Source organism: Sphingobacterium yanglingense (assembly GCF_004363245.1).
GTDB lineage: Bacteria > Bacteroidota > Bacteroidia > Sphingobacteriales > Sphingobacteriaceae > Sphingobacterium > Sphingobacterium yanglingense.
This window is the reverse complement of record NZ_SNYV01000016.1, coordinates 347,125-360,769: the sequence shown is the minus strand read 5'-3', so window position 1 is coordinate 360,769 and position 13,645 is coordinate 347,125. Positions and strand designations below refer to the sequence as shown.

Sequence of the window (13,645 nt, the reverse complement as noted above, 5' to 3'; positions counted from 1 at the left end):
ATGCTTAATACCAAACAGATTATCGTTATTGCATTAGTCGTTGTACTAATGGGAGGACTATTGGCTCAGCCTATTAAAGGTTTGGTAGATAAGAATAAAGGCGCCACTGAGGCGACGACAGAAGAATCTTCATCATCGATGTACACGTTGAAGAGTGTTTCTGAAATTGCAAAACAAAGTATTAATTCTTCCCTATCCCAAGATATTTCGGCAATCGAAGCCCAGGTAGAGAAAGCTGAAGGTGAACAAAAAATTGCGTTGCTAGAACAATTAGTGACCAAATGGGACGATGTGGCTAAGCCGATTCCTCAAGGATTCATTTATCAGGAGCTAGCACAACTATCTCCTAAGTTTGAATACTGGTTGAAAGCCGGTGATGCTTTTCGTGCGGGTTACACCAATCAACAGGATACAGTAATGGCTACTGCATTAAATCAGTTTGCTATTGCTGCTTATGAAAAAGCAGTTGAATTAGATGCTAATAGTTTGCCGGCGAAAACTGGACTAGGAGCAGCACTTGTTACTGGATCGAATAATCCTATGGCGGGTATTGCGTTACTTAGAGAGGTTGTCACGGCAGAACCAAAAAATGTAGAAGCGAATAAGACATTAGGTTTGTTCTCTATACGTTCACAGCAGTTTGATAAAGCAATAGAGCGATTCAAAACTGTTGTCGAAGTAAAACCAGATGCAGAATCTTACTTTTATTTAGCTACAAGCTACGAAAAAATCGGTCTTAAGAATGAAGCTATTGCGGCTTATCAAAAAAGCAAAGAAATAGCGGCAGACCCGGCCTTATCTCAATATATTGATCGTCAGATAGAAGCATTGAGTAAATAATAATTAACAAAATTCATTAACATTATTTAAAAACATTAAGCTATGCCAAGCGGAAAAAAAAGAAAAAGACACAAAATGGCTACTCACAAACGTAAAAAACGTTTAAGAAAAAATAGACACAAGAAAAAATAGTTCTTGTCGATGGTCTAAGGAGATTAGTCTTCAGAGACGCTATACAATCTATGATAAACTTAGCTGTTTGATCATAGATTGTATTTTTCATTGGAGAACATTTGTTTTTTGTGAATGTTAAACGACCATCTTTTGATGGAGTTTTCTTAAACAAATTTATGTTTCATTGGGATGATATAAGATAGTACGCGAGGTACTATTGTCCCCAAATTTAGTAGCTGTTGGTAAAGGAATTAATTATCGATTCGACCCCTGAGAATGGGGTGACTATTGCTTTACTACAGGACAAGCAACTTGTAGAACTAAATAAGGAACAGGTAGACAATCATTTTGCGGTAGGAGATATTTATCTCGGCCGAATCAAGAAGATTATGCCTGGATTGAATGCTGCGTTCGTAGATGTAGGCTACGATAAGGACGCTTTTTTGCATTACTTAGATTTAGGTCCACAGGTACAATCCTTACTTAAGCTTACGCGAGTAGTAAAGAATGGCAGTTATCAAGAGAATCTGCTTAATAGTCTAAAGCTTGAAAAGGATATCGATAAAGCAGGCAAAATTTCGGAAGTATTAAGCCGGAATGTATTGTTGCCTGTACAGATAGCAAAAGAGCCAATATCAACAAAAGGGCCACGGCTGAGCTCGGATTTATCCATCGCAGGACGTTTTGTTGTACTTGTGCCCTTTTCAAGTTCTGTTTCTATTTCCAAGAAAATCAAAGGTGGTGCTGAGCGTACGAGACTAAAGAAGATTGTAGAAAGTATAAAACCTGCAAACTTCGGAGTAATCATACGCACAGTGTCTGAAGGAAAAGGAGTTGAAGAGCTTCAAAAAGACCTTCTGGATTTGATTTCGAAATGGGAGCTTTTTACCAAGCGCCTTAAAAAAGCTGAACCTCCGCAAAAAGTCCTTGGCGAAATGGATAGAGCATCTACCATTCTGCGGGATTTGTTGACGGATGAGTTCACTCATATATATGTTAATGACCCTGTCATATACGAGGAGACAAAATCCTATGTACAGGAGATCTCACCGGAGTTAGAAAAAATTGTAAAGCTTTATAAGCATAAAGAACCAATTTTTGATCACTTTGGTGTTGAAAAGCAGATTAAGGCAGCTTTTGGCAAGACGGTTAATCTGCAAGGTGGTGCTTACTTGGTGATAGAACATACCGAGGCATTACACGTTGTAGATGTTAATAGCGGTAACCGTATTGCAAGCAAAGAAAATCAAGAAGATAATGCACTTTTAGTAAATAAAGAGGCCGCGAGAGAAATTGCTCGACAATTGCGCTTGCGGGATATGGGTGGTATCGTCGTTATAGACTTTATAGACATGCATAAGCCTCAGAATCGAAAAGAGCTGTATACCTATCTTAAGGAATGTATGGGAGAAGATAGAGCTCGACATACTATACTTCCTCCGAGTAAATTCGGCTTGGTACAAATCACGCGACAGCGCGTGCGTCCGGAAATGAGTGTTGTGACTAATGAAAAATGTCCTGCTTGTGATGGTACGGGAGAAATTAGGTCAAGTATCGTATTACTTGATGATATTGAAAACAACTTGAGTTTCATACTCGAAGAGCAAAACGAAAAGGGAGTTTCCTTATGTGTGCACCCTTATATAGACGCCTACATTAAGTCTGGTTTGATCTCTAAGCGAATCAAGTGGTTTTTCAAGTATGGAAAATGGATAAAGGTAAAACCGGTCCAGTCCTATTACTTAACAGAATTTCACTTCTTCAACTCGAAGGATGAAGAAATAAAGTTATAAAGAGATTAAAAAAGCTCCTCATGTACATGAGGAGCTTTTCTTTTATTGCTGCTTTTATGTTGATCTTAGTCTAGGCTCAGCTCTTTTTCTTTGTTTATTAAAGAAGCAATACTTGTGTCATTCAATATTTGAAGCATTGCATTACGTACATCGATAAACGTATCGCGGATACCGCAGGCATGCTCTTCAGTACATTCTTCACAAGAGCGGTAGAAGTTAAGGCTGACGCAGGGTAAGAGTGCAATAGGACCGTCAATAAGCCGCATTACTTGTGAAAGATAAATATCCTCAGGTGCCTTATTTAAGCTATAGCCACCTCCAGCCCCTTTCTTTGAATATAGAATCCCTGCATTTCGCATTTCCAACAGGATCTGTTCCAAAAACTTTTTTGGGATACGCTCCTCCTCAGCAATCTTGACAATTTGCATTGGCTCATTGCCATAGTTCCTTCCCAATACCATTAGGGCCTTTATCGCATACTTAGTTTTTTTTGAAATCATAGTCTGTATTCTGTTGCCTCAAAAATACGAAATATTACGCTTAATAGCTATTGTCCCAATACTTCGACAATAGTGTGGCCTATGTTGCCGTTTGGTTCCATGACGTGTAGCAAGGAAGCAAGTGTAGGAGCTATATCCACAATCTGCACAGATCTGTTGCTTACTCCAGGTTTTATCCCCCAGCCCATAAACAATAAAGGGATGTGCGAATCATATGCCGACCATACACCGTGCGTTGTACCTGTACCTCGTGGAGTACCCGAGTACCATTGAGGCTCTGCTATGATCTGTATCGCGCCACTATTCTTGCGGTTGTAACCATTGATAATTTTTTCGCGAATAGGGGCAGGCAAGAACATGTTTTCGCCACCTTCCATATCCACCACATAAGCCACACCATCTTGGTGTTTTAAGTTTTTGATAATTACTTTCTTGACATCATCGATATCCAGATCTAAAGATTCTATTAGTGTGTAGTCTAGGTGTACCTGATAGTTCATTAGGCTTCGTACCAGTTTGTCAGAACCAAATTTTTTTGCCAATTCCGTATTAAGTTCACGCTGTATCTGTCTCGTAAATAGATATCCCCCGTTTCCGCGTTGATCCGTATAGTACAGTGGATTGTAAGAAGCCGCGTGATCTGCAGTCAAGAAAAATGTATAGTTTCCCTCACCAACTGTTTTATCGAGATAAGCTAAAAAATCAGCAATGTCTTTATCTAGACGAAGGTAGGTATCTTCGATCTCCACTGCAGATAGGGAGTAACGATGTCCCACATAATCTGTTGCCGATAGGCTGACACAAAGAAAGTCCGTATTGTTCGTCGGGTTTTTACCCATGTTTTCATGCTCGATTGCGGCCTTGGCAAAGTCTAGTGTCAACGTATTGCCCTGAGGTGTCGTCTTTATTAGTTCATAGCCTGCATCTTTCATCAGTTCCGATGTCTTTCTAGGGAAGGTAGGCGATTTCTCTCCCGGCCATTTTCCTTCATAGATATTGTCATCAGCAATACTATTGGTATAGGTCTCTATAGGGTATAATGTATTCCAGTCTTGTTTAAGGTATTTTTCAGGTAGTTTTTGTTTGTTAAATGTGTTGACCCATTTTGGAAGGTCTTTCATGTAAAACGTGCTCGATATCCAATCACCAGATTTGGCTTCAAACCAATAGGCTGCATCAGCAAAGTGCCCAGCAGGAAGTATACCTCCTCGGTCCTTAATAGCGATACCAATTACCTTAGACTGAAAGTTTGTTGCTAGTTTAAGTTGATCGGTGATTGTAGATGCTAGTAGATTACGGGGCGACTGTTTTCCTTCTTTTTCCGTTGTACCGACCCCCTGTACGTTTTCATCCTGGGTACAGTACATGGACTGTCCTGTAGCTTGTATAATCCAATCATTGCCAGCAATACCATGAATAGCAGGTACCGATCCTGTATAGACTGAACTGTGACCAATTGCGGTATATGTAGGTATGTAGTTAATCAAGGTATTCTCGCAAGAGAAACCTTCCTTTAAAATTCTTTTGAAGCCGTCGTTGCCATAGCGGTCTGCGAAACGATACAAATAGTCCCATCGCATTTGATCTACCATGAGGCCGACTACCAATTTAGGTCTTTCCACTTGTGCGTTTACATCTTTGACAAACGCTAGAGCTAGCGCGAGAAAGAAAATGAAATGTTTTTTCATTGGAATAATTGTTTTAAGGACAATAAATCTATCAGGAGGACAGATATTCCTGATAGATTTATCTGTTTAAAGGTTCTGTTGAACTACAAATTAAGCTTTTTTAAGGTGATTAATGAGAAATTGTCCAGTAAAACTTTCTTTACACTTCGCCAAATTCTCAGGTGTTCCCGTAAAAACAACATTACCTCCTTTTTCTCCGCCTTCAGGACCGATGTCTATCACCCAATCAGCAGATTTAATCATATCCATGTTATGTTCGATGACTAATATGCTGTTGCCTAATGCTATTAGGGCGTCGAATGAGGTTAAGAGTTTCTGTATATCATTAAAATGGAGCCCCGTGGTAGGTTCATCAAAAATGAACAGGGTCTTTTTACTATTATTGCCCTTGATTAGGAAAGAAGCGAGTTTTATACGTTGAGCCTCTCCACCGGATAATGTACTAGAAGATTGACCTAATTTGATATAGCCTAATCCCACATCCTGTAAAGGTTGCAACTTTGCTAAGACCTTAGGTTGGTCTGTAAAAAACAGTAGCGCCTCATCAACACTTAAATCAAGAATATCCGATACAGACTTTTCCTGGTACTGTACGTCTAGTACATGTTGCTTAAACCGTTTCCCCCCACAGGCTTCACAAGGAAGTACAATGTCAGCCATAAACTGCATCTCGATCTTTACCTCTCCATCCCCCTGACAGATATCACAGCGTCCCCCTTCTACGTTAAAGGAGAAGGCCGCCGGCTTTAGACCTCCAGCTTTGGCTGCGGGAAGGTTTGCGTATAAGGCTCGTATTTCGTCCCAGGCCTTTACATAAGTTACCGGATTTGAACGCGAGGAGCGACCGATTGGGTTTTGATCCACCATTTCGACCTGTTCTATCTGATGGATATCTCCTTCGATACCATCAAATTGTCCGGTTTGTTCTCCAGCGTAATTGCCTAACGACTTTTGCAGTGCAGGATATAGAATTCGCTTTACTAAAGATGTTTTTCCAGAACCTGATACTCCTGTGACTACTGTAAATACATGAAGCGGAAAATCAACATGAACTCCCCGTAGATTATTTTCTCTAGCACCCTTTATGCTAATTACATCAGACCATTTACGTCTTTGTTTAGGGATAGCAATTTCTTTTTCACCGCTGAGGAATTGACCCGTTAATGATTTTTTGTCTTTAAGTATTTGCTCATAGGTCCCCGCAAAGACCAATTCGCCACCATTGATTCCGGCCTCTGGGCCAATATCTATTAAGTAATCTGCGGCCTCCATCATTTCTTGTTCATGCTCTACGACAATAACCGTGTTACCGATATCCCGTAGCGTTTTCAAGACACTGATAAGCCGTTGTGTATCTTTAGGGTGAAGACCGATACTTGGCTCATCAAGCACATAGATAGAGCCGACGAGAGAACTACCTAATGAAGTTGCTAAGTTAATACGTTGAGACTCTCCACCGGATAGTGTGTTGCTGAGCCGGTTGAGCGTCAGGTAGCTCAGGCCCACATCACATAAGAACTGTATACGGTTTATAATCTCCCAAAGTAAACGTTTGGCAATTGTCGCTTCATTTGCAGATAGCGTCAGGCCGTTGAAAAATGCCAATGCTTGGTCTATAGGAAGTAGTACAAGGTCTACAATAGATTTACCGGCAATCTTTACATATGTCGCGTCTTTGCGTAGTCTACTCCCTTTACACTCTGGGCAGTCTGTTTTGCCTCGGTAGCGGGATAGCATGACGCGGTATTGGATTTTGTAGGTCTGCTCTTCCAGTTCTTGGAAGAAATCATTCAAACCTCTAAAATATTTATTTCCGGTCCACAGAAGCTCTTGTTGTTCTTTTGTAAGATCTCCATATGACCTATGGATAGGGAAGTCAAATTTAATAGCCGTTTTCACTAAGGCTTCTAACCAAGTACCCATTTTCTCACCGCGCCAAGGGGCCAGAGCACCGTCATAAACAGACTTGCTTTTGTCTGGTACCACTAGATCGGGGTCTATGCCGATGACTTTACCGTACCCTTCACAACGGCGGCAGGCACCGAATGGATTGTTAAAACTGAAAAAGTTAGGTGTAGGTTCTTCAAAGGTGATTCCGTCTAATTCAAATTTGTCCGAAAAATGAAAGCGTTGTCCTTCAACCTCTACTGTACATTCTCCTTTACCTTCAAAATAAGCCGTCTGTATGGAGTCTGCTAGACGTGTGGTCGTGTCTTCTTCGCCATCAAGGCGTATACGGTCGATAACGATTTCAATATCGCCGGCCTTAAATGTTTTGTTGGAGACGGATTTATCTTCAATTACGGACTCGATCTTTTCGATAGCCCCGTTGAAGAATATACGGACAAAACCTTTTTGAAGTAATAAAGAAAGTTCTTCTTTCAACTTTCGCCCGTTGGTAGGATGCAAGGGACTGAAAATCGTGACTGTAGAATCTATTGGGTAGGTTAGGATCCGATCTACGATAGCGGATACGGAGTTCTTGGAAACCACCTCGCCAGAAATCGGAGAATAGGTTTTTCCTATTCGTGCAAAAAGAAGTTTGAGATAGTCATAGATCTCGGTTGATGTCCCGACGGTAGATCTCGGATTGCTCGTGATTACTTTCTGTTCGATTGCAATAGCAGGAGCTATCCCCTTAATATAATCTACTTCGGGTTTGTGCATTCGTCCCATAAACTGGCGTGCATACGACGATAGACTTTCTACATAACGACGTTGACCTTCGGCATACAAGGTATCAAAAGCCAAAGACGACTTGCCTGAACCCGACATGCCCGTGATGACCACCAATTTGTTCTTCGGGATATCAACATCAATGTTTTTCAGGTTATTGACACGCGCTCCCTTGATTTGGATATGAGATTTTGGATTTTGCTCCTTCTTATTTTGCATAACTTACAAAGTTAAGCATTTCTGAGAAGTTGCGGGTAGGCGCTCTCGCTATTTTTATTTCAGAAATGGAGAGATACTTTTAGCTATTAAGCGTATTTGTGCCTGTTTGGTGTTTTTTGTTGAATAAAATTGCAATTTTCTTTACGATATAATTTAGTTTAATTCTAAATAATGTATATTTGCATGATTTTCCACACATTATGAAGAAAGTATTTCTCTCGGTTGCACTATGGAGCACCACATTATTAACGGGCCATCTGCTAGCCTCAACTAGTACAGCATATTTTTTTCAGCAGCAATCTTTAGTAGATATAAACGGATTGGTTGTTTCTGAGGGTAAACCTCTTGTAGGAGCTACCGTCACCCTAGTCGAGTTGGGTTTGACTTTGTCTAGTGGTAAAGACGGGAAATTTGTTTTTTCGAAAGTACCTCAAGGAAGTTATACGTTAATAGTACAATATGCAGGAATGAAAGTACAGCAGGTAAAAGCCACTCCGGGTCAAGAGATAAAAATTGAACTGGAAGAAAACGCTATTGCTATTGACGATGTTCAGGTAATTGGACAACGTTCAAAGGTAAAGGGAGCGACTTCTACTTTTATCTCTAGACAAGCTATTGAGCATCTACAGGCGACAAGTATTGCGGAGGTCTTACAGCTACTACCTGGACAGGCAATTTATAACCCCTCATTTTCTCATATTAACACACCTCTGATCCGTCAAGGAGGAAGTAACGCTACGGGTACACTGCATGATAGCAAATCACGGGGCGTAGCATCCCTTGGTACATCTATTATCGTTAATGGTGCACAGTTGTCAAATAATGCGGATATGCAAGCTGTAAATACCGCACAGAGTGGCGTATTGTCGAGTTTTGATAATGCTTCGGGAAGAGGAACCGATTTGCGGCAGTTGACAGCAGACAATGTGGAGTCTATAGAGGTCATTCGTGGTATTCCTTCTGTCGAATATGGTGATTTGACATCGGGCGTGATAGATGTGAAGACAAAGGCAGCAGTACAGCCCTTACAGGCCAAATTCCGATTGAACCCAACATTAAAACAAGGCTGGGTTGGACAAGGTTTTGCTGTAGGTAAGGATCAAGGAGCATTGTTTGTTGATTTAGATTATACCTATGCGGCTAATAATCAGATACAGACCAGCGAATCGTATAAACGTTTTAACACCTCTTTGCAGTATACCAATACTTTTGGAGCGAATCGTAATCTATATACTAATACAACTTTGAATTTTGGAGGATATTACGATGATAGTAAGATAGATACCGATCAAGCAATCAATCAGGTTATTAATCAGTCGGAGAACTATGATATTCGTTTTTCAACTAATGGACGATGGAATCTGGATAAACGTTTTGCGCGGAATATAAATTACGTATTATCAGCTCAATTAGGCGTTCAAAATGGTTTCCAGCAGATGATGAATAATGGTTCGCTGTTCGCTGTTTCGAATGCTTTGGTCGATGGTACTTATGAAGTCGACTTCTTACCATCCAGTTACTTGCAACAGATTTATATTAAAGGGAAGCCCTTGAACCTACAGGCACGATTGTCCGATAATTTTTATTTCTCTACAGGCGCAGCACGTCACGCGATCACCGTAGGGGGAACCTATACTCTGGACAAGAATTTTGGTCAGGGCAAATATTTCGGAGGAGATATGCCTCCTAAGAATAGTTCGGGATTAGGATTCAGACCCCGTCGATTTGAGGATATTCCCGCGCTGAATCAAATTGCCTTTTATGCAGAAGATAAATTGGCAGTGGATGTATTTGGAAAACCATTAGATATTGTTGCCGGTTTACGTTACGATTGGATACAGCCTTTCAGAGATGATGCCAAGAGTGCTTTTTCTCCTCGTATCAATGCGTCCTATGAACTATTTAAAGATTTTTCTATCCATGGTGGGTACGGTTGGAGTGCTAAGGCGCCATCACTGATATATATGTATCCCGATCCTGTGTATCTGGATGTATTCAGTTTGAGTCATTATAAACAAGATCCGGCAGAAAGGCTTGCTTTGGTAACCACACGGGTATTTGATGCACAAAACCAGAAACTGGAGATGGCTAAGTCCAAGAAAATAGAGGTTGGTGTAGACTATAAAAAATTCTCCATTACAGCTTATGATGAGCGCATTGCCAATGGATTGGATATGTATCAATATTATAATTTTACCAATGTCCCAATCTATACTGTAGAATCTCAGCAACCTGGACAACGACCAGAGCTGAGTGATGTGGTCAAAGACTCTCTGTATGTAACAGACTATAATGTGCCACGTAATAATGTCAATATCGTGAATAGAGGGATAGAGTTTGATTTTGACTTCGGAAAAGTAAAGCCACTACGTACTTCATTTACCTTGAATGGCGCATACGCTTATACCAAATCGTTTGATAATAATCCGTTTGTATACGCGCGGCGTGTCCCTAACCAACCCTACAACAAACTGGGGGTATATGAAGGGAGAGGAAAGGAATATACACGGTTCTTGACGACTTTGCGGGCTATCCATCAAATACCTGAAATCCGTCTCCTCATCACCTTGACGGCTCAGACAATCTGGACAGATAAGGACAAGAATTTGAATTATACGTCTAGACCTTATGCCGTGATGGATATTGTTGAAGGCGGTGCTGGAGAGACGCGCATGTTGTCTGAACAGGAAATTGCTGCTATTTCTGAAACTTCGGGTTTATTCTTGCCTGTTGCAGAGTCTTATTATAGAACCGAATCTTGGAAGCCATTGTGGTTATTTAATACGAAGGTGACCAAAGAGTTTGGAAAGAACTATGGTTTTTCATTCTACGTGAATAATATTACGAATAACAGACCTTATCAACGCAGTAAACGCTATCCAGATCAATTGGAAAAACGGAACATCCCTGTGTTCTTTGGTAGCGAATTGAGTATCAAATTTTAAGTTTTGCGGATCATGAAGTATATATATTTATTTGTCCTATCTGCTGTCGTATTCACGTTGGGCAGCTGTCGAAAGGATTTCGAACCAGTTACCGCTGTGCAGCTTACATTGCAGTTAGAGTTTCCTGATGCATTTATTAAAGGGAGTGTACCCAAGGATGTAGAGGTCACGCTACGTAACAATATTACAGGCGAATTGATTAAAACAAAGACCGACGATCAGGGGCAGGTGGTTAACACGGTGATTCCTGGAACCTATACCGTGACTGCATCGAAAGCTTACAGCCCAGAGGAGACCTCCGAATTGTTAGGGAGCGAGGTAGAGATGTTTGTCAATGGAAATCTTTCGCCCGTTATCGTGAATGAGGAGAAAACAGTCTCCCTTAAACTGAAAAGTAGTAGAGCAGGAGGACTGGTCATTAGAGAATTTTACTATAGTGCGGTTACCTCCTATCTTTATGATGGCTTTACAGAGATTTATAATAATTCGAACGAACCTATTCGAATAGACAGCCTGTATATCGGTTCTACACGTTCTGGAGCCACTAATAATACATCTGCATCTGCACCTTATAACTTTTTAACACCCTATCCTGAGGAGGTGTACTTGAATCAGGTCTTTATGGTTCCTTCAACAGGTCAGCCGAGATTTCTTGAACCGGGAAAATCTTTGGTAATTGCTATTAGTGGATTTAATCATAAATCCGATCCGAATGGCAATAAAAACTCTCCTGTTGATCTAGGGGATGCCGATTTTGAAGTTTTTTGGAATTATCCTACAGGCCGAGATATAGATTATCCAGAGGTTCCTAACATGGTACATGCGTTTGCAGGTAGTACAGCTGGATTTGATTGGAATATAGGTATCAATGGTGCGGGTATGGTGATTTTCAATACCAAGGACTTCGATAAACTGCCTATCCGATTTGAACCAGATGCTAAAACTGCTGGAACAACACAATACATAGGTATCCCTGTTAGTGATATTATCGACGGTGTGGACGCGACAGCGAATACTGCGATATTGTTAAGTAATAAACGTTTGCCTGTATCTGTAGATGCAAGTATGACTACTGCTGAGGTGCCTCTAAAAGGTCGATCAGTACGACGCAAAGTCAAAACGGTAATCAATGGACGTACTATCTTTGTCGATACGAATAACTCATCTGCAGATTTTGAAGTTAATCTAACCCCCTCACCTCGTAAATGGAATTAACAATGAGCAAGAAATTAATAATAAGTATTCTGATAGCGGGTAGTGTTGGAGCGGTGCGTGCACAGACTACAGCTTTTGAATTGGAGAAATTTAAAATACAGGAAGTTGGTCTGAAAAGTACGAATGCTTCGTTATTGAATACCAATGATTTTCGGAATTTAGGAAATACCAGTGTATTCTATAATCAGAAAAGTGGTGACTTTAAACACCCTTTGCTGGCTTCGGAAAGTCATTTTGGTGGTTTCGAAACGGAGCGTTTTCAGGAGCTAAAAAATTGGAAACTATATGGTCGGTTTGGATTGGACTTTGGTAAGGATAAAAAAGTAAGTAATACCACACAGTTGGACCCCTTACGGTTGAATCCTTATATCGTTGTTGACTCGCTGGGTGGAGATTGGAATAAGCAGAATTATGCGCTCGAAACGAAGATTGCTTCTCCGATCCTGAACGAACGGATTGCCTTTGGACTGGGGTTTGATTATAAAGTGTCTACCGGAGCTCGACAACGTGATCCTAGGCCGTTGAGTACCAGTAATAATCTGGCTTTGACCCCTGCGGTAACCTATTTTCTGAATGAACAAAATGCGATAGCGCTTAATGGACGTTACGAATACTTTGTTGAAGATTTAAGTGTGTCTAATGTGAATAAGACTACCGTACATAATATGTATAAACTTATCGGGGTTGGTGAATATGTAGGGAGTAGCCCAACTTTTATCGGTACTAGCGAGATTTCGAGAAGATATAATGGGAATAAGTTTGGTGGAGCTTTACAATATGTTTTTAAAGGTGAATCCTTTCGCTTCTTTGGAGAAGGTCTTGTGAATCATAATGCCGAGCGCGCTAAAGATGGGAACACCAATCCTCAAGAAGCAGGTAAGCATGAATATTGGGAATATGGGGCAAATGTTGAAGCGGTGTATAACCATGATCTTTCTATGCACAGGCTTGGGTTCTCCTGGAACCAGAAAAACGTCGATAATACAGAGTACCACCAGTATCAAGATGTTGATACGAGACAGTTCGTTACGTTGTTTTCAGCGGTGTTTAACACAAACCTAGTGACCAATAGTAACCTTTCGTATGCGTTCACCAAGTGGAAAGGAGAAGCAATAAATTGGGATTTAGGACTGAATGTACAGTATGCAGGCTGGGATAATAAGTATGCCACCAACCAGAGCCAGCAAACTGTTGATCGTATGGGCTATGACCTGAGATTCAAGAAGTATTTCCAATTTCGTGACGCTTCTGTTTTTGCTGTAGAGTTGAGCCCAGGATATAGTCATCATATCGATTCCGAATTTAGGTATGATGAAAAGAGCTATTCCACAAATTTCGTAGCTAAGGATATCCTGTACCCTACGAATGCTTTTTTGGTTGCGGACTATTTCAATGTTGGGGCGAGTGTACAGTATACGTTTAAACCATCTAAAAATAATACACAATTGTATGTAAAACTGTCGGAAAACTATATCAAACCGACAGTGAGTAATGAATACTTTACCAAGTCACAATACCGTTTGAATTGGCAGGTTGCAGTAGGATTGTTGACATTTTAGGTGTCATTGTTTATTTTTTTAAATTTCCTCTATAGAAGAATCTAAATGGATGAGGAGAGCTACAAAATTCGCTTGTATATTACGGCACAATTATAT

8 protein-coding genes are annotated in these 13,645 nt (G+C 40.6%); 5 read left to right on the top strand and 3 right to left on the bottom strand.

From position 1 onward, the window contains the following. Entirely contained in the window at positions 1-840 is an 840-nt protein-coding gene (locus tag CLV99_RS17830; protein WP_133585861.1) for a tetratricopeptide repeat protein, read from the top strand. A gap of 353 nt (positions 841-1,193) precedes the next feature. Next, a complete protein-coding gene (locus CLV99_RS17825) occupies positions 1,194-2,747 on the top strand; it encodes an Rne/Rng family ribonuclease (RefSeq protein WP_133585860.1) in 1,554 nt (517 codons plus the stop codon). A 65-nt stretch (positions 2,748-2,812) separates the two neighbouring features. On the opposite strand, the gene CLV99_RS17820 is transcribed toward CLV99_RS17825, so the two are convergent. The 3 genes from CLV99_RS17820 to uvrA form a co-directional block, all read right to left on the bottom strand. Beyond that, on the bottom strand, positions 2,813-3,247 hold the full coding sequence (locus CLV99_RS17820; RefSeq protein WP_021071043.1) for an RrF2 family transcriptional regulator: 435 nt from the start codon (positions 3,245-3,247) through the stop codon (positions 2,813-2,815). A 47-nt stretch (positions 3,248-3,294) separates the two neighbouring features. Beyond that, positions 3,295-4,935, bottom strand: a complete 1,641-nt coding sequence (pafA, locus tag CLV99_RS17815; RefSeq protein WP_133585859.1) for an alkaline phosphatase PafA — start codon at positions 4,933-4,935, stop codon at positions 3,295-3,297. A gap of 90 nt (positions 4,936-5,025) precedes the next feature. Continuing rightward, positions 5,026-7,830 (bottom strand): excinuclease ABC subunit UvrA, encoded by a 2,805-nt coding sequence (gene uvrA, locus CLV99_RS17810; RefSeq protein ID WP_133585858.1) that lies wholly within the window; start codon positions 7,828-7,830, stop codon positions 5,026-5,028. 200 nt (positions 7,831-8,030) lie between these two features. Here uvrA and CLV99_RS17805 point away from each other — a divergent pair, with 200 nt between their 5' ends. From CLV99_RS17805 to CLV99_RS17795, 3 genes are read left to right on the top strand one after another with little or no spacing between them, the layout of a single operon-like run. Further along, positions 8,031-10,775, top strand: coding sequence for a TonB-dependent receptor (locus tag CLV99_RS17805; RefSeq protein WP_133585857.1), 2,745 nt, complete (start codon positions 8,031-8,033; stop codon positions 10,773-10,775). A gap of 12 nt (positions 10,776-10,787) precedes the next feature. Next, entirely contained in the window at positions 10,788-11,990 is a 1,203-nt protein-coding gene (locus CLV99_RS17800) for a DUF4876 domain-containing protein (protein WP_133585856.1), read from the top strand. 2 nt (positions 11,991-11,992) lie between these two features. Continuing rightward, positions 11,993-13,549 carry a DUF6850 family outer membrane beta-barrel protein gene (locus tag CLV99_RS17795; protein ID WP_133585855.1) on the top strand — a complete coding sequence of 519 codons (1,557 nt, stop codon included), beginning with the start codon at positions 11,993-11,995 and terminating at the stop codon, positions 13,547-13,549. Positions 13,550-13,645: the final 96 nt, after the last annotated feature.

Excerpts from the sequence above, each read along its gene's own strand:
- CLV99_RS17830 (WP_133585861.1), top strand. The coding sequence starts at position 1 with ATGCTTAATACCAAACAGATTATCGTTATTGCATTAGTCGTTGTACTA.
- CLV99_RS17820 (WP_021071043.1), bottom strand. The coding sequence starts at position 3,247 with ATGATTTCAAAAAAAACTAAGTATGCGATAAAGGCCCTAATGGTATTG.
- pafA (WP_133585859.1), bottom strand. The coding sequence starts at position 4,935 with ATGAAAAAACATTTCATTTTCTTTCTCGCGCTAGCTCTAGCGTTTGTC.
- uvrA (WP_133585858.1), bottom strand. The coding sequence starts at position 7,830 with ATGCAAAATAAGAAGGAGCAAAATCCAAAATCTCATATCCAAATCAAG.
- CLV99_RS17805 (WP_133585857.1), top strand. The coding sequence starts at position 8,031 with ATGAAGAAAGTATTTCTCTCGGTTGCACTATGGAGCACCACATTATTA.
- CLV99_RS17800 (WP_133585856.1), top strand. The coding sequence starts at position 10,788 with ATGAAGTATATATATTTATTTGTCCTATCTGCTGTCGTATTCACGTTG.
- CLV99_RS17795 (WP_133585855.1), top strand. The coding sequence starts at position 11,993 with ATGAGCAAGAAATTAATAATAAGTATTCTGATAGCGGGTAGTGTTGGA.